The following is a 22,482-nucleotide window of genomic DNA, read 5'->3' as shown; positions in this document are numbered from 1 at the left end:
GAGCTGCCGCAGGCTGCGATCTTTTGATCTTGATCTTCAAAAAACAAGATCAAAAGATCGCAGCCTGCGGCAAATCCTACACGGCCTGTGCTTGCTCCAGTTCGGTGAGGCGGCGGGCGTATTCGTTCGCCATGGAATGAAGGCGCGAGTCGCTTGCACTCGCCAGTGCCGGGGCCGCCACCCGCAGAAAATTCAGATTCCCTGCAACCAACGCCTTGCGCAGCCAAACCAGCGCCTCATCGACATTGCCTTCGCCCGCAAGCACTGCGGCATAGCTGAACTGCCCGCGAAAATCCCCGCCCACCGCCGAACGCCGATACCAGTCGCGGGCCGCTACCGGATCTGCCGAGCAGACCCGCCCTTCTTCCAGATAGCGCCCCAACAGGTTCATCGATTTCGCATGGCCAAGTTCGGCGGCCTGTTGATAAAAACCCAAGGCCTGCGCCTGATCCTCAACCACACCACGCCCGGTCGCCACCAGATTGGCGTAGTTATACATCGCCCAATCCAGTCCGGCTTGCGCTGCGATTCGATAATGCCCCGCAGCCAAGGTTGCGTCAGCCACACCACCCCAACCATGCTCATGACAGCGACCGAGCATGTTGCGCGCCATCAAATGACCTCGACGAGCAGCAATGTCGAACCAACGCACAGCCAGCGGTTGGTCCTGTGCGATGCCCTGCCCGTCCAGCAGGATTTGCCCCAGAAGCGCCTGAGCCTCCAGAACGTCTTCCCGAGCAGCGACAAGAATCGCTTGGGCCGCACGGGCCGGGCTTTCGTCGAGCATGGCCTTGAGCCGATCACCGTCGAGCACTTCTTCGCGGCGCAATTGAAAACTCATACGTCGACCCAACGGCGCAACAAGTTGTGATAAGTGCCGGTCAGGCGAACCAGCGAAGGGTGATCAGGCACATCCTGAGTCAGTTGGCGGATCGCCCCGTCCATCTCGAACAGCAACGCACGCTGACTGTCTTCGCGCACCAGGCTTTGCGTCCAGAAGAAAGAGGCATAGCGCGTTCCGCGCGTCACCGCGTTGACCTTGTGCAAACTGGTGCCGGGGTACAACACCATATCGCCAGCAGGCAATTTGACGCGCTGGGTGCCGTAGGTGTCCTGGATTTCCAGTTCGCCGCCGTCGTAGTCCTCGGGCTCACTGAAGAAAAGCGTGGCCGAAAGGTCTGTGCGCACCCGCTCGATGCTGCCCTTGGGCTGGCGCACGGCGTTGTCGATGTGGAAGTCGAAACTGCCGCCCGCCGTGTAACAGTTCAGTAACGGAGGGAAGACCTTGTGCGGTAACGCCGCTGACATGAATTGCGGATTTTTCCACAACCGCTCCAGCATGGCCGCGCCGATCTCCTTGGCCAGCGGATGACCTTCGGGTAACTGCAGATTGTGCTTGGCCTTGGCCGACTGGTAGCCGGCGGTAATTTTGCCATCGGCCCAATCGGCCTGCTCCAGAGCCTCGCGAATGCGCCGCACTTCGTCTTTTTCAAACAAGCCGGGGATATGCAGCAGCATGGAAGACACCTGAAAGCAAAAGGATGGCAATGGTATTGATTCTTATTGCCTATGTAAAACCCGACAGACGAATGAAACGGTAAAAACCGTAAGGTTGAATTGTAAAGATTGTAAATTAAGTGCGAATAGTAATGTTTCGCAATTGATACGAATACGTGTTTACCCTATATTCCGCCGCCTCAAATCCTTGGGGAGGGGAAACTCAAATGTCACGTCAACACCCACAACTACCGGTCAGCTCACCACGTTTGCTCGCTTCTGCAATTGGCGTGGCAATCACGGCCGGGTCTGCGGGCCATATGGTCTTCGCTGCTGAAAAAACCGACGAGAAAGCGCCAGGCAACACCATTTCGCTGGGCGCTACCGCGATCACCGGCCAAGCCCAGGACGAGACTTCCTACAACGTCGAAAAAGCCTCCTCGCCCAAGTACACCGCGCCGCTCGTAGATACGCCGCGCTCGATCACTGTCATCCCGCAACAAGTCCTCAAGGACACTGGCGCGATGAACATGCAGGACGCACTGCGCACCGTCCCAGGCATCACCTTCGGTGCCGGCGAAGGCGGTAACCCGCAAGGCGACCGTCCGTTCATTCGTGGTTTCGATGCCCAGGGCGACACCTACCTGGACGGCGTGCGCGACACCGGTTCGCAGAGCCGCGAGATCTTTGCCGTTGAGTCGATCGAAGTCAGCAAAGGCCCGAACTCTGCCATCGGCGGCCGTGGCGCAGCAGGCGGCAGCATCAACCTGGTGAGCAAGAAAGCGCACCTGGGTAACTCGTTCGACGGTGGTTTTACCTGGGGTTCAGACCAGACCCAGCGTTACACCATGGACGGCAACTATCAATTCTCCGACACCGTCGCTGGCCGTCTGAACCTGATGAGCCACGAGAGCAACGTCGCTGGCCGCGACAGCGTCGACTACGATCGCTGGGGCGTCGCGCCATCGCTGGCCTTCGGCCTGGGTACCGATACGCGCGTCAACCTCGATTACTACCATCTGGAAAACAACGACACGCCGGACTCGGGTATTCCGTACTCGATCCCGACCGGTGGCTCCGCTGCCCGTACCAAGTCCAACCCGGACAAGCCTGATGATGGCGGCGACAGCAGCAATTTCTACGGCCTCAACAACCGCGACTTCCGCAAGGGCCGTACCGATACCGCGACCATCGCCATCGAGCACGATCTGAACGATGCGCTGACCGTCAAGAACACCCTGCGTCATGGCAGCAACATGCAGGATTACATCCTGACCCAGCCGGACGACAGCAAGGGCAACGTCAACAACGGCAGCGTATGGCGCCGGGCCAACACCCGTGTCAGCAACACCGAGACCACCACCAACCAGACCGATCTGTTTGGGGATGTCTACATCGCCGGCTTCAAGAACAGCTTCGCGACCGGCATCGAGTTCAGCCACGAGGAGAACGAAAAATCTTCGTACAACGTCAACACCGACACCACGCCAGGAACAGCAGCAGTAACCACTAACTGCAACCCGGCCTTGATCGGCGTTCGTAGCGGCTACAACTGCACCTCGCTGTCCAACCCGAACCCGAACGACCCGTGGAACGGCGCCATTTCGCGCAACTACGCTGGCACCGACACCAAGGCCAACACCTACGCCCTTTACGTGTTCGACACCCTGGAGTTGTCCGAGCAGTGGCTGGTGAACATGGGCCTGCGTTACGACCATTTCGACACCGACTACAAGACCTTCAACGCCGCAGGCACCACCACCTCCAAGGGCGATGACGTCAGCGAGTTCGTTACCGGTCAGTTCGGCGTGGTCTACAAGCCCGCGGAAAACGGCAGCATCTATGCGTCCTACGCCACCTCCGCCACACCGCCGGGCAATACCCTCGGCGATGGTCAGGAAGGCAACCCGCTGGGCGGCACACCTGATCGCAACGGCAACCTGTTGAGCAGCGACATGGAGCCGGAAACCACCAAGAACTACGAAATCGGCACCAAGTGGGATCTGCTGAACGAACGTCTGTCGCTGACCGCCGATATCTTCCGCACCGAGAAAGAAAATGCTCGTGTGCAAACCAACACCACGACGTTCGAGAACGTCGGCAAGACCCGTGTCCAAGGTTTCGAACTGTCGGCAACCGGCAAACTCACCGACAAATGGCAGGTCTTCGCAGGCTATGCCTACATGGACAGCGAGCAGGTCGATGGTGGTGATCTGCCGGCCAACAAAGCCAACAATGGCAATGAACTGCCGAACACGCCGAAAAACAGCGCCAGCCTATGGACGACTTACCAGGTCACCCCGAGGCTGACCATCGGCGGCGGCGCGTTCTACGTCGACGACGTCTTCGGTAGCGCGGCCAACACCACCATGGTCGATTCTTACGTTCGCTACGATGCTATGGCCGCCTACAAGCTGAGCAAAAACATCGACCTGCAACTGAACGTGCAGAACCTGACCGACGAAACCTACTACGACAAGGCATTCTCGACTCACTTCGCCAACCAGGCGGCGGGCCGTACTGCTTTGCTGAGCACCAACTTCCACTTCTGATAACACAAGCGTGAACACAAACCTGTAGGCGCTGCCTTCAAAAGATCGCAGCCTCGTTGTACTCGACAGCTCCTACAGGGAAATGTGCACTCACCTGTAGGAGCTGCCGCAGGCTGCGATTTTTTGATTTTGTTTTGCAAGATCAAATGATCGCAGCCTTCGGCAGATCCAGAGGGCAGGCCCCGTTCATCCTGATGAACGGGGCTTTTGTGCGTAAAAGGAATGACTCTGGACAACCCACGGCATAATGCGCGCCGTGATGACAATTTTCGAACGAACAAGGCGAGCAACGTGTTGAAGAAAACCCTGTTCCAGTTGCACTGGTTTTTTGGCATCAGCGCCGGACTGGTCCTGGCCCTGATGGGCATCACCGGGGCGACGGTGTCGTTTCAGGATGAAATCCTGTACGCATTGAACCCTTCTGTGTTGCAGGTGCAAAAACAGGTCGCAGGCGTACTTCCGCCCGTTGAACTGGTGGCAAAGGTCGAAGCAGCCACGGGCCTGAAAGTCGCCATGCTCTCGGTCGACATCGATAACGACGTTGCCGCACGCGCGTTTTTCACCCCGGCGCCGGGTGAACGTCGCGGCCCCATGCGGTACTTCGACCCGTACACTGGCGAACTGCTGGGCGACGCCAGCGGCCAACAATTCTTTGGCCTGATGCTGCAACTGCACCGCTTCCTCGCCATGGGTGATACCGGCCGGCAAATCACTGGCGCGTGCACCTTGATCCTGGTGTTTTTCTGCCTGTCCGGCCTGTATCTGCGCTGGCCACGCCAATGGAAAAGCTGGCGCGCCTGGCTGACCCTCGACTGGAAGAAAAAGGGCCGCAGCTTCAACTGGGACTTGCACTCGGTCGCCGGCACCTGGTGCCTGGTGTTTTACCTCCTGGCGGCGCTGACCGGTTTGACCTGGTCCTACGAGTGGTACAACAAAGGCGTAAACCGTCTGCTCTCCGACTCTCCCCAGAATGAACGCGTTCGCGGCGGTCGTGGCCCTGCGCCAAGCGGCCCGGCACCGACCGCCGATTACTCGGCCATGTGGAGCAGCATCTACAGCGCGGCCGGTCCTGACCTGAGTTTTTACAACACCCGCATGCCACCCGTGGCCGGACAACCGGCGACCGTTTTTTACCTGCTCAAAGACTCGCCCCACGACCGCGCGCTGAACCAGATCACCCTCGACCCGGTCACCGGTGAGATCAAGCGACACAACCGATACGACGACAAAAGCTTCAAGGCCCAGTTGCTGACCAGTGTCTACGCGCTGCACACCGGCAGTTACTTTGGCATCGGCGGACGCATCATCCTGACCATCACTGCCCTGACCATGCCGCTGTTTTTCGTTACCGGCTGGATGCTGTATCTGGATCGTCGACGCAAAAAACGCCAGATCAAGGATGCGCGCAAAGGGCTGGAGCAACCGGGCAGTGACGCCCCGGCCTGGCTGATAGGTTTCGCCAGCCAGAGCGGGTTTGCCGAGCAACTGGCGTGGCAAACCGCCGGCCAATTGCAGGCTGCGGGCTTACCGGTAAAGGTTCAGCCGCTGGCGAATGTCAGTGAGCAGGATCTGCGTGATTCCGACAACGCCTTGTTCGTGGTCAGTACGTTCGGCGACGGCGAAGCACCCGACAGCGCCCGTGGTTTTGAACGCAAGGTATTGGGCCGGGCGCTGACCCTGGAAAGCCTGAACTACGCCGTACTCGGCCTCGGTGATCGCCAATACCAACACTTCTGCGGTTTCGCCCGGCGCCTGCACACCTGGCTCGGCGAGCACGGCGGCAAGACGTTGTTCGCTCCGGTTGAAGTCGACAGCGGCGACCCTTACGCCTTGCGCCACTGGCAGCAGCAAGTCGGCCTGTTGACCGGTCAGGCACCTGTCGACACCTGGCAAGCGCCGAGCTATGACAACTGGACCCTGAGCCGCCGCGAATTGCTCAACCCCGACAGCAGTGGTTCGCCCGTTTACTTACTGGGCCTTACCGCGCCGTCCACCAGCAGTTGGCTACCCGGTGACCTGGTCGAAGTGTTACCGCGCAATTGCCCATGGGCCATCGAGCATTTCCTCGACGGCCTTGGCATCGATGGGCGTGCAACGATTGAGCTCGATGGTCTATCGCAACCGCTGGAGCAAGCCCTTGCCAGCCGCCAGCTGCCACAGAACCGCAGCCATTTGGTCGGTATGCATGCGCAAGCGCTGGTGACAGCCCTCGTGCCGTTGGCCATGCGCGAATACTCCATCGCCTCGATTGCCGCCGACGGCATTCTGGAATTGATCGTGCGTCAGGAACTGCACCCCGATGGCAGTCTTGGCGTCGGTTCCGGCTGGTTGACTGAACACGCGCCAGTGGGTGGCAGCATCAGCCTGCGGGTGCGCCGCAACAGCGGTTTCCATTTACCTAACGAACCGGTACCGATGATTCTGTTGGGCAACGGTACGGGCCTTGCCGGGTTGCGCAGCCTGCTCAAGGCGCGGATAGCCGACGGGCAGCAGCGTCATTGGCTGCTATTTGGCGAGCGCAATCGCGAGCACGACTACCTGTGCCGCGACGAGCTGCAGGAGTGGTTGATTTCCAGTGATCTACAGCGACTTGACTTGGCGTTCTCGCGGGATCAGGCCGAGAAGATTTACGTGCAGGATCGCCTGCGTGAATCGGCCAACGAGCTGAAGGAATGGCTGGCGGACGGTGCCGTGATCTACATCTGCGGTAGCCTGCAGGGCATGGCCGCCGGCGTGGATCAAGTACTCAACGACGTGCTCGGCGCTGCCGAAGTCGAACGCCTGATCGAACAGGGCCGCTACCGCCGCGACGTTTACTGACCGCACACCGTAAATGTGGGAGCGGGCTTGCCCGCGAAAAATGACGCGAGCATCCTGAATGGTCGCGGCGTCTACAGGTTTTTCGCGAGCAAGCTCGCTCCTGCACTGGTCAGGTTAGCCTCTAGATTGGCTGCAAAAGGAAAAACTTAAGCATGGTCGGATGTATCGGATGTGACAGAAAAGATCGCAGCCTTCGGCAGCTCCTACATTGGCTCTGTGCTCACTCAATCCTGTAGGAGCTGCCGCAGGCTGCGATCTTTTGAGCTATGCCTTTACCGGCTCCAGCGCCAACTCAACGGATTCCGGCCGTTTCACCAGCGCATACACCACCGCCGTCAACAGACTCCCCGCCACAATCGCCAGCAGATACAACAGCGCATGGTTGATCGCATTCGGGATCAACATCACGAACAACCCACCGTGGGGCGCCATCAGCTTGCAGCCGAAATACATCGACAACGCACCGGTCAGCGCACCACCGGCAATGCTCGCAGGAATCACCCGCAACGGGTCTTTTGCGGCAAATGGAATCGCCCCTTCGGAGATGAAGCACAGCCCCAGCACCAGCGCCGCTTTACCCGCCTCGCGTTCAGTCTGGGCAAACTTGCGCCGGGCGATGAACGTGGCAATTCCCAGGCCAATCGGCGGCACCATGCCGGCGGCCATGGTGGCGGCCATCGGTGCATAACTTTGCGACGCCAGCAGCCCAACCGAAAACGCATACGCCGCCTTGTTGATCGGTCCGCCGAGGTCGACACACATCATCCCGCCCAGCAAAACACCGAGCAAAATCGCGTTGGTGGTGCCCATGCTGTCGAGAAAATGCGTGAGCCCGGCGAGCAAGCCGGCCACCGGTTTGCCGACCACGTAGATCATCACCAGACCGGTGAACAGGCTGGCCAACAACGGAATGATCAAAATCGGCTTCAGCGCTTCAAGGCTTTGCGGCAATCGCGCATAACGGTTGATCGCTTGCGCCGCGTAACCGGCGATGAAACCGGCAATGATCCCGCCAATGAAACCGGCGCCAAGGGTGCTCGCCAGCAATCCGCCAATCATCCCCGGCGCCAGGCCGGGGCGGTCGGCTATCGAATAGGCGATGTAACCGGCCAGCAGCGGCACCATGAGCTTGAACGCAGTGTCGCCGCCGATCTGCATTAGCGCGGCCGCCAACGTGCCTTCTTCCTTGAACGCAGTGATACCGAACACGAATGACAAGGCGATCATCAGTCCGCCCGCCACCACCATCGGCAACATGAACGACACACCGGTCAGCAGGTGTTTATAGACCCCGGTCTTCTCTTGCTTGACCGGGCCCTTGGCGCCTGTCGAAGCGCTTTCCTGCTTGCCTTCGGCGAGGGCTTTGTTCAGCGTGGCTTCGGCTTGCTTGAGTGCAATGCCCGTACCGCAACGGTAAATTTTCTTGCCCGCGAAACGCTCGGTGGCGACTTCGATGTCCGCCGCCAGCAACACCACATCGGCATCGGCAATGGCCTGCGCGCTCAATGGATTTCGTGCACCGACCGAGCCCTGGGTTTCCACTTGCAAGTCATAGCCCAGACGCTTGGCCGCTTGCTGCAAGGCTTCGGCGGCCATGAACGTGTGGGCGACACCGGTCGGGCACGCAGTTACCGCGACCAGACGCGGGGCGTTCGCGGCAACGACAGCAGGCTCGGCGACGGCTTGCGCCGCGAGATATACCTGTGCTTCTTCGGCGCCACGGCGCAGCACCACCTCCACATCTTGCAGGGCCTGGGCCGGGGTGCTTTGAAACACACGCTTGCCGACAAATCTCGACATCTCCACAGGCGCGCTGGTGACCAGCAACACCCACTCGGCAGCGTCAATGGTGGCCGCCGACATTTGCCGCTCGGGGTGCGCTGCATCACTGACTTCGACGCTGGTGCTCCAACCCTGACGCTGGGCCGCTGCTTCAAGCAATCGGGCACACAGCACGCTGGTGACCATGCCGTTCGGGCAGGCAGTAACAATGGCTAATTTCATGACCAAACCTCTTATTGTTCTGTCAGGGGACGCACGCGCACGCCCTGTTCGAGCTGCGCCAGTTGCGCCGCATCGCTGATACCGAAACCGATCTGGGTGACCGCCATCGCGGCAATCGCGGTGGCGGTGCGCAAGGTTTGCTCGGGCGTGTCGGCACTGACCAGGCCATGAAGTATTCCCGCCAGCAACGAATCACCTGCGCCCACCGTACTGGCGACACTAACCTTGGGCGGCGTGGCATGCAGCGCCGAGCCGACACTGAACCAGTTCACGCCAGCGGCACCGTGGGAGATCACCACATGCTCGATGCCCTGGGCGTGCAAACGGCTCGCGGCTTGCGCCTGGGCCAGGACCGATACCGCCGGACTATCAAGCACCTCTGCCAGTTCTTCGCTGTTGGGTTTGATCAGCCACGGACCGGCCTTCAGCGCGGCTCGCAAGGCCTCTCCACTGGTGTCGAGAGCGACCTTCAAGCCAAGGTTCTTCAAGCGCAGGATCAAGGCTTGCAACCATTGCGGGCTGACGCCTTTTGGCAGGCTGCCGGCGACTACGACGGCGTCATGTCCCGGCGCGATCTGATCCAGACGATCGAGCAACGCCTGTTGCGCCGCCGCACTGACCAGCGGCCCGGGACCATTGAGATCAGTGATGCGCCCGTCGCTTTCCGCCAGTTTGATATTGCTGCGCGTCTCACCCGGCACGCGGATGAACGCGTCGACAAAACCGCGCTTGGCGAACAGGGTTTCGAACGCTTGCAGGTTGTCTTCGCCCAGAAAACCACTGACTGTCAGCTGATGCCCCAGGTCCGCCAATACCTGTGCCACGTTCACCCCTTTTCCAGCGGCGTGGGTGTGCATGGTATCGCTACGGTTGACCTGACCGGGTTCCAGCCGCGACAACTCGACCGTGAGATCGAGCGCCGGGTTGAGTGTCAGGGTAAGAATCCGGGCCATTACAGGGCCTCCACGAGTGCACGCACTTCATTGGCACTGCCCACGGCGAGCGCCGCCTGGGCAAGTATTTGAGCCTGGCTGAGGCTGAGTTCGCGAACCCGCGCCTTGACCTCGGCAATGCTGCGGCCACCGACACTGAGCTCATCCACGCCCAGGCCGACCAGCACCGGCACCGCCAATGGATCAGCCGCCAACTCGCCGCACACACCGACCCATTTGCCATGGGCGTGGGCCGCACGCACGGTGATGTCGATCAGTTGCAGCACCGCCGGATGCAAGCCATCGGCTTGAGCCGAAAGCGTCGGATGGCCGCGGTCGATGGCCAAGGTGTATTGCGTCAGGTCGTTGGTGCCGACGCTGAAAAAGTCGACCTCTTTGGCCAGCACCGGCGCCAGCAATGCCGCCGACGGTACTTCGATCATGATCCCCAGTTGCAAGTCCGCGACCGGGATTTCCAGACGCAACCGTTCAGTCATGTCCCGCGCCTGACGCCACTCATCGACGCTGCCAACCATCGGGAACATGATCCGCAGCGGCCGGTTATCGGCGGCACGCAGCAAGGCACGCAGCTGCGCTTCCATGATCTGCGGTCGTTGCAGGGTCAGGCGAATACCGCGCACGCCGAGGAACGGGTTTTCCTCCTTGGCGATCGGCCAATACGGCAGCGGTTTATCGCCGCCGACATCGAGGGTTCGCACCACCAGTGGACGTCCTGCCAGGCCATCAAGGACGCGACGGTATTCGGCTTCCTGGGTCGCTTCGTCCGGCGCTTGCGGATGGGCCATGAAAATCAGTTCGGTGCGCAGCAGGCCAATGCCCTCGGCGCCCTGCTCCACCGCGCCGGTAACGCCAGCGCTTTCACCAATGTTGGCGAACACTTCGACCGCGTGACCGTCAGTGGTCAACGCCGGTTGATGGCGTTGTTCGGCGGCTGCTTTGAGCCGTTGCTCGCGACTGTCACGCTCAGCGGTGGCTCGCTGTAAGGTTGCTGCGTCAGCGTCCACATGCAGGCGACCGCGCTGGCCATCGATCAACAACGGCGTACCCGGCGCCAGCAACAATACCGCAGGGCCAGCGCCAACCAGCGCCGGAATCCCCAAGGCACGGGCGACAATAGCGCTGTGGGCCGTCGCGCCACCCCGAGCGGTGAGAATGCCAGCGACCCGAGCCGGATCAAGACGCGCCACATCGGACGGGCCGACTTCATCCATGACGAGAATGTACGGTTGATCCGGCTCGTGCGGGGTCTCGATACCGCAAAGTTGCGCCAGCACCCGTCGACCGATATCACGCAAATCGGCGGCGCGTTCGGCGAGCAAGGCGTCCTGCAACGCTTCCTGCTGCCGGGCCGCCGCTTCGATCACCGACATCCACGCCGCTTCCGCGCTTTCGCCCTGCTTGAGGCGGGTGTCGACTTCATCGGTCAATTCCGGGTCGTCGAGCATTTCCTGATGGGTGATGAATATCTCGCGAATGGCCTTGGCCTTGCTGCGCTCGATCAAGCCTTGAATGTCGTTGCGCACCGACGCCAGCGCTTGCTTGAGACGGTCGCGCTCGATCGCGGCAGATTCGCCACGCAGCGGGTATTCAATGGCCTGAACGACTTGAATATGGGCCGGGCCGATGGCGATACCCGGTGCAGCGGCGATTGCCTGCACAACGCTGCCGGACTTTGGAGCCAGCAGCACTTGGGCTGTCTCGACAATCTCTTCATGCCGCTGATTTAGCGGCGGCAGCGGCTCGACTTCCTCGCCGAGCCCTTCTTCGATGGCGGCCAACAGCGCGGGCAAGGCGTCGGCGGCGATGCTTGGCTCAGCAATAAGCTCCAGCACCTGACCGCGACGGGCTCCGAGGCTGAGCAACTTGCTCAAACTCTTCACCGACACGGCGCTGTCCTGGCTATCGACAATGCGCACACGAATCTCGCCTTCGAAGCTTTTCGCCAATTGCGCGAGAATTTTCGCCGGACGCGCATGCAAACCGTGGGCATTAGCCAACGCAATGCGCGCACTCGGCCAATCGGCCGGCAGCTCACCGCCCAGCACTTCGAGCACCGCGCGGCAGCTGGTGGCGCGACCCAGTTCATGGCCACGACCTTCAATCAGCAAGGCGCACAGGCGTTCGAGCAGTGCCTGGTGGGCCTCGCCAAGACTGGCCAGGCAGAACAACCCACTCAGCGGCTGGCCGAGATAGCGCAGCGGTTTGTCCGGCGTGACAAAGGCCAGGCCCGGCCGCTTTACCGTTTGCTCACTGTGCAGCCACCACAGGCCATCCCCCAGCGGCAGCGCTTCGACCTGCTGCAACACCGCCGAGAAACCGTTGCTGACACAATCGGCCTGGCGCAGCAAACGCGCACCGCGCCAGACCAGCTCTTCGAAATCTTCGGCGGCAACGCCCAGGCCGATCATCTGCGCATCCAGTGCCAGCTCCTGCGGCGCGCCTTGCAGTAGCTTGAGCAAGGCTTCAGCTGAACTGGCGCGACGCAGTGCCTGCCCTAGATCGGTTTCGCCCAGAGCACGGGTCAGTAGCTGCAACAAACGCAAATGCTCATCGGATTTGGCGGCAATACCAATGGCCAGGTAAACAGTCTGCCCATCGCCCCAATCCACGCCCTCCGGAAACTGCATCAGGCGCACACCGGTGGAAAACACCTGATCGCGGGTTTCGGGCGTACCGTGGGGAATGGCAATACCTTGACCGAGAAAAGTCGAGCCCTGGGCTTCACGCGCCTGCAGACCGGCGAGGTAACCCTCGTCAACCAAACCATCGGCGACCAGGTGTCCGGCCAGTAATTGCAACGCTGCGGACTTATCCACAGCCGACTGGGCCATGGATATCTGCTCTATGGTGAGCTCGAGCATGCTTTCTCCTTTTTGGCATCTTGGGACGCCAGGTATTGTTTTGAATGATTCAGCTTAGGCTTTTGCCTTAAAACAATCTTTGGCGGTTTCGCGGCAGAACCGACCAAAGGGCAATAGCCCTAGAAAATACGCCTGCTGAAACGTTTAATCTAGAATGATTGGCACGTTACTCGATAATGTTCCATCGTTGAAGCCCAACTTGTCGGATGCGTTGTGACGATGGTCGGCTGCCTGAATCGGTTAGGATTGGTGAAAATGTCGAGGCAAGCTCGAAAAAACAAGGAATTGCGGGTTGAAACTCAGTGATATAGCCCAGTTGGCCGGTGTGTCCGTTACCACCGCCAGCTACGTCATCAATGGCAAGGCCGAACAGCAGCGCATCAGCAGCGCTACCGTCGAGCGCGTGCGCGCGGTTGTCGAGCAATATGGCTTCACGCCCAATCCCCAGGCCGCCGGCCTGCGCAGTCGGCACACCCGCACGCTAGGCTTCATTTTGCCGGATCTGGAAAACCCCAGTTACGCGCGAATCGCCAAGCTGCTGGAGCAAGGTGCCCGCGCTCGCGGCTATCAACTGCTAATCGCCAGTTCCGACGATGCGCCGGACAGCGAAAGGCAGTTGCTGCAACTGTTCCGCGCTCGTCGCTGTGATGCGCTGATCGTCGCCAGTTGCCTGCCGCCCGGCGACGACAGCTACCGACAGTTGCAGGCCAAAGGTCTACCGATCATCGCCATCGACCGGGTGATGGAGCCTGCACATTTTTGCTCGGTGATCAGCGACGACCGCGAAGCCAGCCTGCACCTGACCCAAAGCCTGCTCGACCCGCTGCCCAAGCAGATTGCCTTGATCGGCGCCCGTCCCGAACTGATCATCAGCCAGGAACGTGCCGCCGGATTCAAGGAGGCCCTGGCTGGGTACAACGGCGAGGTGCTGGTCGAACACGGTGAATCCTTCAGCCGTGAATGCGGCAAACAGTTGATGGAAGAATTACTCCAGCGTGTAGGGCATTTACCTGAGGCGCTGGTGACCACGTCCTACGTTTTGCTGCAAGGCGTGTTCGATGCCTTGCACGACTTCCCGCTGAAAAACCGATCGCTACGCCTCGGCACATTCGGCGACACCCAGTTGCTGGACTTCCTGCCACTGCCGGTCAATGCGATGGCCCAACAACATCAGTTGATTGCCGACAAGGCGCTCGCGCTGGCCCTGGCAGCCATCGAGCAGTCCGATTACCAACCTGGAGTGCAGGCCATCGCGCGGACGTTCAAACAACGTATTCGCCAGGACTGAGCCATGGACCTGATCGACACCCACACCCACCTCGATTTTCCCGACTTTGATGCGGATCGTCAGGCGCTGATGGCCGAAAGCCGCGCCCTTGGGGTACGGCAGATGGTGGTGCTGGGGGTTTATCAGGGCAATTGGCAGCGTGTCTGGGAGCTGGTGCAAAGCGATCACGACTTGCATGCCGCGCTCGGCTTGCATCCGGTGTACCTGGAGGAACATCGGCCTGAGCACCTGACAGAGCTTGGCGACTGGCTGACGCGACTCGCTGGGCATCGACAATTGTGCGCCGTGGGTGAAATCGGCCTGGACTACTTCATCGAAACACTCGACCGCGAACGCCAGCAAAGGTTGTTCGATGCGCAGCTGCAACTGGCGGCGGACTTCAATCTGCCAGCGCTGATTCATGTGCGACGCAGTCACGCGGCGGTGATTGCCACGCTCAAACGCTTCAAGCTCAAACGCGCCGGGATCATCCACGCCTTCGCTGGCAGCAAGGAAGAAGCTCGCGAGTACATCAAGCTTGGCTTCAAGCTGGGCCTGGGCGGCGCGGCAACCTGGCCGCAAGCGCTACGCATGCACCGTGTCCTTGCCGAGTTGCCGCTTGAATCCGTGGTGTTGGAAACCGACTCCCCAGACATGGCGCCCGCCATGTTTCCCGGTCAACGCAACAGCCCTGCACACCTGCCGGCAATCTGTGCGGCACTGGCCGAGATCATGGCCATCAGCCCCGAACAATTGGCCGCCGCCAGCACTGCCAATGCCCGTGAGCTGTTCGACTGGTGATCAGCCGTGGGCCTTGGCGGCTTCGAGAATCAACGTCATGTGCTGACGCTTGCGCGCAAACCATAAGGCGAGGAAGTAAACGAAAATCGCCAGCAGCGACACATTCAGCTGCTCCACGACACTGAGCAATCCGACCCACTCCAACACCAACGCCACCAGTAGTGCGGTGCAAACCATGACCAAAAGACTGGCCTTCAACATGGCCAGGGAGTCGAGGGACTTAAAGCGCTTGATCTGCTTGGGGTCGCGTAACTCCAAGGCTTTCTTGCAGTGGGAACAGGTGAACGCTTCGTTGATTGCAATGGCATTGAGCTGCCAGGGTTTGAGCAGCAGCGTGCGCTGACAATGGGCGCAATGCCCCTGGATTCCTAACGTTACCGCAGACATGACCTTGCCTCCTCCCTTGAGTGTGCGAGCTGAATCCTCATTCATTGAAGACCAAAAACAAGATCTCAAAAAAAAACAGGAATTACCCTACCAGAAAAGGGAAAAAGTACTACAAAGCTTTTAGATCACGCACCCAACCAGTGGGCGCGCCTGGTCGCTCCCACGGTTTGGGTGCAGCGTTTGTTCAAACCCGGAACGTGCTGATCAGCTGTTTGAGCTCAACCACCTGCGCCGACAGCGCGCGGCTGGCATCCTCAGTCTGGTGCGCGCCCTCAGCGGTACGCTCACCGGCGCGGTTGATCTCAACGATATTTTGGTCAATGTCATGGGCCACGGCGGTTTGTTGTTCGACCGCAGCTGCAATCTGCTGGTTCTGATCGACGATCATGCCAACGGCTCCAAGAATGTTTTCCAAGGCAAGCTGGACTTTTTCCGACTGGCTCACCGTACCGTTCGCCATTTCATGACTGACACCCATTGCCTTGACCGCAGCACCCACGCCGCCGTGCAGTTTGGCAATCATCTGCTCGATTTCTTCGGTCGATTGCTGGGTGCGCTTGGCCAGTGTCCGAACCTCATCCGCCACCACGGCAAAACCGCGCCCCTGCTCACCCGCCCGAGCCGCTTCGATCGCAGCATTCAGCGCCAACAGATTGGTCTGCTCGGCGATGCTCTTGATCACTTCCAGAACGCGACTGATGGACTGACTGTCACTGGCCAATTGATTGATCACCAGCACCGACTGATCGATCTCGCTGGCCAACGCCGCGATACTGCCCTGCTGGGACTGCACCAGGCCGCGCCCGCTGATGGTTTCATCGTTGACGCTGTGGGCACTGCTGACCGCCGCCGCGGCACTACGCGCCACTTCCAGGGACGTGGCCGACATCTGGTTCATCGCCGTCGCAACTTGCTCGATCTGCGTACGCTGTCCAGCCACCGCCTGGTTACTTTGCGCTGAAACGTTCTCCACTTGCCCGGCCTGCCGCTCAACCTCGCTGACGGTTTGCCCCACACGCTCGATCAGGTCGTGGATTTTCTTCACGGTACCGTTGAACACCTCGCCCAGCTCTCCCAGTTCGTCGTGGCTATGCGCGCTGAAAGTCACCGTCATGTCGCCGGCCGCCACCTTGTCCATCACCCCGCCAAGACGCTTGAGGGTGGTGCGGGTCGAGGCGTAAAAGCCGCCGTACAAATAGAAGATCAAGACAAATACCACCGACAACGCCACAGCCTGCAAGATCATGTGCGTGCGGTTCTGCTCCAGGCGCTGCTGCAACTGGGTGCCGAGAAATTTCAAGGTGGCTTCGTTGAGCTGGTAGGTCTTGTCCATCAGGCCTGTGACCTGATCGTAAAAGGCCTGCCACGGCGCATCGAGCGTGTCGGCCATCACCACTTGTTCTTCGAACAGCTCACTGGCCTTTTTCAACGATGTTCTGCTGCTGTCAGCCTGAGAGGCCAGAGCTTCCCCCGCCGCTTTGCTGGAGCTCGTTGCGTCCTGCAACTTGAGGCCATATTCGGCCTGGAGTTTTTCGATCTGCACCAGCAGTTCGTCAAATCGAGTGCTCGATGCCGAGTTGAGAAAGCCTTGCCCCAGCGAGGACGCACCCATCGCCCGGCCTTCGCCCAAAATCTGGGTAATGCGCGGGGTCACGTTGGTCACCAGTTCGCTCAGCTGACGCATGTCGCTTTGGTTGTCACGACTCAGGCCAGCCTGGGTGGCGATGAGCTGGCTGAAAATCTGCGCATTACCGACCAGCTTGCCAATCAATGCGCTTTTGCTTTGCAGGGACTTTTCCGTTTGCTGCGACTTGAACGCGGCGATCATTTCATCGCGTTTGCCATCGAACACCGAGACATGCTCAGGATCGCTACTCATCGCCGTCAGCCCTTGCAGGCGCGTCAGCACGCTTTGCTCCAGCGTGCTGATCTGCGACTCAACATTGCCGGCCTTGCCGGACTGGCCGAGGGCAACGTTGATCTGTACCAGATTGTTCAGGGTTTCCAGGTCGCGTCGCAGCGTCAGACTGCTGCCCAATAGGTCCAGGCTCTGCAGTTCGACCTGAGTGCCCTGGAATTCGCGATAGGAATCGCGCACCAGATAGAAGTTGGTCACCAACATTGGCACCAGGAACAGGACACTGATCAGGCTGAACTTCATGCCGAAGCTCAAGCGATTCATCAGTGCGACGGCGGGATAGAGCAAGCTCTTCACTGGAAGTCTCCCTTTGATTCTTATTTTTATTGGCAGGCGCAGCGAAGCAGCAGATAGCCACTATTGAGCGCTATCTCTGTATAACTTAAATCGGCGGAAGGTTTTGTAACTTAAGGTTAACGGCAACAGATCACAGCCTCGGCACAGGCTGCGATCTTTGCGTCGTTATGCAGAAATCAGGGCAGGACCGTCCACAATGCAAAACCGGCATACCAAAGCACCGCAGCCCGCAGCAGTAACTCCCAGAGCCGATCAAGATTGTTGATGCCATCAGGCCCGGCTACCGGGGCGGGAATTTCAGCGGCCACGCGCCCGGCTTTCTCGATCAATTGAGCCGCGCTGATGTTCCAGTTCAGCAGTTCGTGCAACATCACCCGACTGACCGCGACGAAGTTTCCGACCAGAGCGAAACTTGCCGCCAAAAGGCGCACCGGCACCCAATCAAATGCGTGCCGCAATTGAGTCGCGCGCTCGACCACGGCCGGGTTTTTCCCGTGTTCTTGAGCCAGTGCCAGCAGTCGGTAACTCAGCGCCGCGACCGGTCCCAACAGGAAGTACCAGAAAATCACCGCAAAGAAACTCTGATAAGCCTCCCACACCAAATGCCCTTCGACCCGCTCCAGCAGTTGCTCGGCGCTATCGGCGCATATGTCCAGGTCTCGCTTGGCGACATGGGCCGCCGCTTGCAGGTCTTCCCGCCGCCAGGCATCTCGAAACGGCCCAAGACCGGCCAGCAGATCGCCGCGACCCAGGCTGTAGATCACCACCAACAGGTGCACCGGCAAGGCCAACAGACCGTAGGCCACCGGATCGAGTACAACCAGCAGCAGGCCTAGCAACGCGACAGGTAACAGCACCAACACCGCTAAAACCAGCCACGGCCGTTTCACCAGACGCGGACTGGCCTCAAGCTTGTTCAGCTCACGAATCCAGCCCCCGTCGCGCTGAACCCGATGACGCAAGGCCGAGAACTTCTCGATCCAAACCGCCAACAGCAACACCAGAAAACTCATTGTCCTTCCTCTTTTACCAGGGCCGCACGGTAGCGGGCCCAGTCGAACGCTGGCCCCGGATCGGTCTTGCGCCCTGGGGCGATGTCGCTATGCCCACAGATCCGCTGCGTGGTGATCGCCGGGAACGCCGCTTGCAGCTGTCGGGTCAGCTCAGTCAACGCACCATACTGAGCATCGGTGAACGGGAGATCATCCGTGCCTTCGAGCTCGATGCCTACGGAGAAATCGTTACAGGTTTCCCGCCCCTCGAAGCTCGAAACCCCGGCGTGCCAGGCGCGCTCAAGGCAAGAGACAAATTGGGTGACAACACCGTCACGCTCAATCAAAAAATGCGCGGACACCCGCAGGTCGGCAATCCCCTCAAAATAGGGGTGCTCAGTGACATCCAGTCGATTCTGGAAAAATTCCTGCACCTTGCCCGTCAGAAACTGCGCGGGCGGCAGGCTGATGTTGTGGATCACCAGCAGGGAAATTTCGCCCTCGGGGCGTTCATTAAAGTTGGGCGAGGCACATTGACGCACGTCCCGGCACCAACCACTCGCAGAGTCCAACTGCATACAGGTTCCTTCAACGACAATTGTGTTGGCCCCAGTATGCCGCGATAGCCCCCCGGGACGCGATCACTTGCCGCGATCAAGATGGCGCAGGTCGCCAAACACCGACGCCATTGCCCGATCAAACGGCAAGGCGTCTATAATCGGGCCACTTTGTTTGTGGAGTCCGTTATGCCGAATCTACGTCTCGCCGATCTGACCGCCGAAATCGAAGCCAACGTACGCCGTGCGTTGCGCGAAGACATCGGCAGCGGCGACATCACCGCGCAACTGATCCCGGCCGAACGCCTGGCCAAAGCCACCATCATTACTCGCGATGCTGCCGTCATTGCCGGTACCGCCTGGGTCGACACCGTTTTCCGGCAATTGGACCCACGGGTCGCGGTGCATTGGCAGGTTGCCGATGGCGAACGGGTCAAGCCCAATCAGGTGCTGTTCCACCTCGAAGGTCCGGCGCGCTCGCTGCTGACCGGCGAACGTAGTGCGCTGAACTTCCTGCAAATGCTGTCCGGCGTGGCGACTCGCGCGCAGTATCTGGCGGATTTCGTTGCCGAGACTCAAGTGAAACTGCTCGACACACGCAAGACCCTGCCAGGGCTGCGTCTGGCGCAAAAGTACGCTGTGACCTGCGGCGGCTGCCACAATCATCGCATCGGGCTGTACGACGCTTTCCTGATCAAGGAAAACCATATCGCCGCCAGCGGCGGTATCGCGCAAGCCATCGCTGCCGCACACAAGATCGCACCGGGCAAACCGGTAGAGATCGAAGTCGAAAGCCTGGATGAATTGAAAGAGGCCCTGGCGGCCGGGGCTGACATCATCATGCTCGATGAACTGAGCCTGGATGACATGCGCGAAGCCGTACGCCTGAACGGCGGCAAGGCAAAACTGGAGGCCAGCGGCGGGATCAACGAAAGCACGTTGCTGCCGATCGCCCAGACCGGTGTGGATTACATCTCGATTGGTGCAATGACCAAGGATGTTAAGGCGGTAGACCTGTCGATGCGATTGAGTCTTTGAAAAGCAGCCTCTAGCTACAAGCTGCAAGCTTCAAGCGGATTTGCTTTGACTTGCAGCTTGCCGCTTGAAGCTTGCCGCTGCTTTTAAACCACCAAATTGTTCATTTCGCAGTACTCACCCCACTCGACGCCCAATACCTCGGCCGCTTCCTTGTGCAGTTTCAGGCGCTCAGCCTCGTACTCTTCCGGACTCGATGTGTATTTGAGCGTCAGTTCCCACGGCTGCAAACCCTGGGCTTCGGCTTCATCCTCGAACGCCCACTGAATCTGGTCTTTCTGATCGTCGGATGGCAAGTCCTTGATCTCTTCCAGCAAATGGGGCACGTCCAGCACGTACTTCTTTAGGGCTTCTTCGTGTCTGGCTTCTTGACTCAATTCTTTCACGGTCATGGCGTTCTCGTTGATCTGAGGAATGGAAGATGGATGTGGATCATCAAGGATCTCTCTGACGCAAAAAACCAAATGAAGCGCGGTTTGTCTGGCCTTCAGAACCATTCGGGATCATTTGAAAACAAGGTGTTGCTGGTGCCCGAGACAGGAATCGAACCTGCGACCTTCGCGTTACGAGTGCGCTGCTCTACCGGCTGAGCTACACGGGCAGTGGGCTAAACCTAGCACTGACTTCAGGGGCAGGCAACTTCCCGGACATCTCAATTTCCTGCAGACAAAAAAATGCCCCGCAGCTTTCACTGCGGGGCATTTTTACAACGTTGTAGCGGTAAGGCGTGGGGAGCTATTAAACGCCCGAAGCCTTGGCTGCTGCTACGTCCTTGATGGACAGCTTGATACGGCCGCGGTTGTCCACGTCCAGTACCAGCACTTCCACTTCCTGACCTTCCTTGAGGATGTCGGTCACTTTCTCAACGCGAGCGTCGCTCAGCATGGAGATGTGAACCAGACCGTCCTTGCCCGGCAGGATGTTGACGAACGCGCCGAAGTCGACGATGCGCTCAACCTTACCGACGTAGATCTTGCCGATTTCAGCTTCAGCGGTGATACCCAGAACGCGCTGACGTGCAGCTTCAGCAGCTTCCTTGGTTTCGCCGAAGATCTTGATCGAACCGTCGTCTTCGATATCGATCGAAGCTTTGGTTTCTTCGCAGATTGCACGAATGGTCGCGCCGCCTTTACCGATGACATCACGGATTTTGTCGGTGTCGATCTTCATCGCGATCATGGTCGGAGCGTTGGCCGACAGTTCGGTACGCGACTGGCCAATGATCTGGTTCATCTGGCCGAGGATGTTCAGGCGCGCTTCCAGGGCTTGGCCCAGAGCGATTTCCATGATTTCTTCGGTGATGCCCTTGATCTTGATGTCCATCTGCAGCGCGGTAACGCCTTTGGCGGTACCCGCTACTTTGAAGTCCATGTCGCCCAGGTGGTCTTCGTCACCCAGGATGTCGGTCAGAACTGCGAATTTCTCGCCTTCCTTAACCAGACCCATCGCGATACCGGCAACTGGTGCCTTCATCGGCACGCCAGCGTCCATCAGCGCCAGGGAAGCACCGCAAACGGAAGCCATGGAGCTGGAACCGTTGGATTCGGTGATTTCCGACACTACGCGAATGGTGTACGGGAACACGTCAGCGGCTGGCAGCATGGCCGAAACCGAACGACGGGCCAGACGGCCGTGACCGATTTCGCGACGACCAGCGCCGCCCATGCGACCACACTCACCTACCGAGAACGGAGGGAAGTTGTAGTGCAGCATGAACGGGTCTTTTTTCTCGCCTTCCAGGGTGTCCAGCAGCTGAGCGTCACGGGCGGTGCCCAATGTTGCAACGACCAGAGCCTGGGTTTCGCCACGGGTGAACAGCGCCGAACCGTGGGTTTTTGGCAGAACACCGACTTCGATGTTCAACGGACGTACAGTCTTGGTGTCGCGACCATCGATACGCGGCTTGCCGTTTACGATGTTTTCGCGAACGGTGCGGTATTCGATTTCACCGAAAGCCGCTTTGACTTCGCTGGACGAAGGCTGACCTTCTTCACCGGACAATTTGGCGACAACCTGATCCTTCAACTCACCCAGGCGAGCATAACGGTCGGCCTTGATGGTGATGGTGTAGGCCTGGGAGATCGCTTCGCCGAACTCGGCGCGGATAGCTCCCAGCAGTTCGGTGGCTTCTGGCGCAGGAGCCCAGGTCCAGGTTGGCTTGGCAGCTTCAGCGGCCAGTTCTTTAACGGCGTTGATCACAACCTGGAACTCGTCGTGAGCAAACAGTACCGCGCCCAGCATCTGGTCTTCAGTCAGCTCTTTGGCTTCCGATTCAACCATCAGCACAGCGTCCGAAGTACCGGCAACGACCATGTCCAGGCTCGAAGCAGCCTGTTGCTCATAAGTCGGGTTCAGCAGGTAGCCGGTGCTTTCGTGGAATGCAACGCGGGCAGCGCCGATCGGGCCATCGAAAGGAATGCCGGAGATGGCCAGGGCAGCCGAGGTACCGATCATCGCAGCGATGTCCGGATCGGTCTTCTTGCTGGTGGAAACGACGGTGCAGACAACCTGCACTTCGTTCATGAAGCCTTCAGGGAACAG

The 22,482-nt window shown here is 59.5% G+C and carries 16 protein-coding genes and 1 tRNA gene; 5 read left to right on the top strand and 12 right to left on the bottom strand.

The annotated features are described in order from the left end of the window. Positions 1–76: 76 nt before the first annotated feature. Positions 77–841, bottom strand: coding sequence for a tetratricopeptide repeat protein (locus ACRESJ_RS01355; protein ID WP_431756272.1), 765 nt, complete (start codon positions 839–841; stop codon positions 77–79). Further along, positions 838–1,518 carry a Fe2+-dependent dioxygenase gene (locus ACRESJ_RS01350; protein WP_431756271.1) on the bottom strand — a complete coding sequence of 227 codons (681 nt, stop codon included), beginning with the start codon at positions 1,516–1,518 and terminating at the stop codon, positions 838–840. The genes ACRESJ_RS01355 and ACRESJ_RS01350 overlap by 4 nt, the downstream gene beginning before the upstream one ends. Positions 1,519–1,724: 206 nt before the next feature. Here ACRESJ_RS01350 and ACRESJ_RS01345 point away from each other — a divergent pair, with 206 nt between their 5' ends. Both ACRESJ_RS01345 and ACRESJ_RS01340 read left to right on the top strand, forming a co-directional pair. After that, positions 1,725–4,049, top strand: coding sequence for a TonB-dependent receptor (locus tag ACRESJ_RS01345; RefSeq protein WP_431756270.1), 2,325 nt, complete (start codon positions 1,725–1,727; stop codon positions 4,047–4,049). A gap of 291 nt (positions 4,050–4,340) precedes the next feature. Next, positions 4,341–6,869 (top strand): PepSY domain-containing protein, encoded by a 2,529-nt coding sequence (locus ACRESJ_RS01340; RefSeq protein WP_431756269.1) that lies wholly within the window; start codon positions 4,341–4,343, stop codon positions 6,867–6,869. Positions 6,870–7,133: 264 nt separating this feature from the next. On the opposite strand, the gene ACRESJ_RS01335 is transcribed toward ACRESJ_RS01340, so the two are convergent. From ACRESJ_RS01335 to ptsP, 3 genes are read right to left on the bottom strand one after another with little or no spacing between them, the layout of a single operon-like run. Further along, complete coding sequence (locus ACRESJ_RS01335) at positions 7,134–8,873, bottom strand: PTS fructose-like transporter subunit IIB (protein ID WP_431756268.1); 1,740 nt, start codon at positions 8,871–8,873, stop codon at positions 7,134–7,136. A gap of 11 nt (positions 8,874–8,884) precedes the next feature. Then, a complete protein-coding gene (pfkB, locus tag ACRESJ_RS01330; RefSeq protein ID WP_431756267.1) occupies positions 8,885–9,826 on the bottom strand; it encodes a 1-phosphofructokinase in 942 nt (313 codons plus the stop codon). Next, complete coding sequence (gene ptsP / locus ACRESJ_RS01325; protein WP_431756266.1) at positions 9,826–12,687, bottom strand: phosphoenolpyruvate--protein phosphotransferase; 2,862 nt, start codon at positions 12,685–12,687, stop codon at positions 9,826–9,828. The genes pfkB and ptsP overlap by 1 nt, the downstream gene beginning before the upstream one ends. Positions 12,688–12,979: 292 nt before the next feature. Between ptsP and cra the strand changes: the two genes are divergently transcribed. Beyond that, the gene (cra, locus tag ACRESJ_RS01320; RefSeq protein WP_431756265.1) at positions 12,980–13,975 is read left to right on the top strand and encodes a catabolite repressor/activator; all 996 of its coding nucleotides are present in this window, start codon (positions 12,980–12,982) and stop codon (positions 13,973–13,975) included. Positions 13,976–13,978: 3 nt separating this feature from the next. Beyond that, entirely contained in the window at positions 13,979–14,755 is a 777-nt protein-coding gene (locus ACRESJ_RS01315; RefSeq protein WP_431756264.1) for a TatD family hydrolase, read from the top strand. Here ACRESJ_RS01315 and ACRESJ_RS01310 read toward each other — a convergent pair whose 3' ends face one another. The 4 genes from ACRESJ_RS01310 to ampD all read right to left on the bottom strand — a co-directional run bounded on the left by ACRESJ_RS01310 (position 14,756) and on the right by ampD (position 18,927). After that, the gene (locus ACRESJ_RS01310; RefSeq protein ID WP_431756263.1) at positions 14,756–15,142 is read right to left on the bottom strand and encodes a hypothetical protein; all 387 of its coding nucleotides are present in this window, start codon (positions 15,140–15,142) and stop codon (positions 14,756–14,758) included. It abuts the gene before it with no gap. Positions 15,143–15,326: 184 nt separating this feature from the next. Then, complete coding sequence (locus ACRESJ_RS01305; RefSeq protein ID WP_431756262.1) at positions 15,327–17,357, bottom strand: methyl-accepting chemotaxis protein; 2,031 nt, start codon at positions 17,355–17,357, stop codon at positions 15,327–15,329. Positions 17,358–17,533: 176 nt separating this feature from the next. Then, entirely contained in the window at positions 17,534–18,370 is an 837-nt protein-coding gene (ampE, locus tag ACRESJ_RS01300) for a regulatory signaling modulator protein AmpE (RefSeq protein WP_431756261.1), read from the bottom strand. Beyond that, complete coding sequence (gene ampD / locus ACRESJ_RS01295; RefSeq protein WP_431756260.1) at positions 18,367–18,927, bottom strand: 1,6-anhydro-N-acetylmuramyl-L-alanine amidase AmpD; 561 nt, start codon at positions 18,925–18,927, stop codon at positions 18,367–18,369. Before ampD ends, ampE begins: the two co-directional genes overlap by 4 nt. A 168-nt stretch (positions 18,928–19,095) precedes the next feature. On the opposite strand from ampD, the gene nadC reads away from it, so the two are divergent. Beyond that, positions 19,096–19,944, top strand: a complete 849-nt coding sequence (gene nadC / locus ACRESJ_RS01290) for a carboxylating nicotinate-nucleotide diphosphorylase (RefSeq protein WP_431756259.1) — start codon at positions 19,096–19,098, stop codon at positions 19,942–19,944. 83 nt (positions 19,945–20,027) lie between these two features. Here the strand turns inward: nadC and ACRESJ_RS01285 are convergent, their stop codons facing one another. The 3 genes from ACRESJ_RS01285 to pnp all read right to left on the bottom strand — a co-directional run. Next, positions 20,028–20,333, bottom strand: a complete 306-nt coding sequence (locus ACRESJ_RS01285) for a DUF6388 family protein (protein ID WP_431756258.1) — start codon at positions 20,331–20,333, stop codon at positions 20,028–20,030. A 133-nt stretch (positions 20,334–20,466) separates the two neighbouring features. Continuing rightward, positions 20,467–20,542: transfer RNA gene (locus tag ACRESJ_RS01280), tRNA-Thr, on the bottom strand. 137 nt (positions 20,543–20,679) lie between these two features. After that, a partial coding sequence (gene pnp, locus ACRESJ_RS01275; RefSeq protein ID WP_431756257.1) for a polyribonucleotide nucleotidyltransferase occupies positions 20,680–22,482 on the bottom strand: 1,803 nt, incomplete at its 5' end.

The sequence above is a fragment of the Pseudomonas sp. genome, assembly GCF_050739655.1.
GTDB lineage: Bacteria > Pseudomonadota > Gammaproteobacteria > Pseudomonadales > Pseudomonadaceae > Aquipseudomonas.
This window is presented reverse-complemented; position numbering and strand designations above follow the sequence as displayed.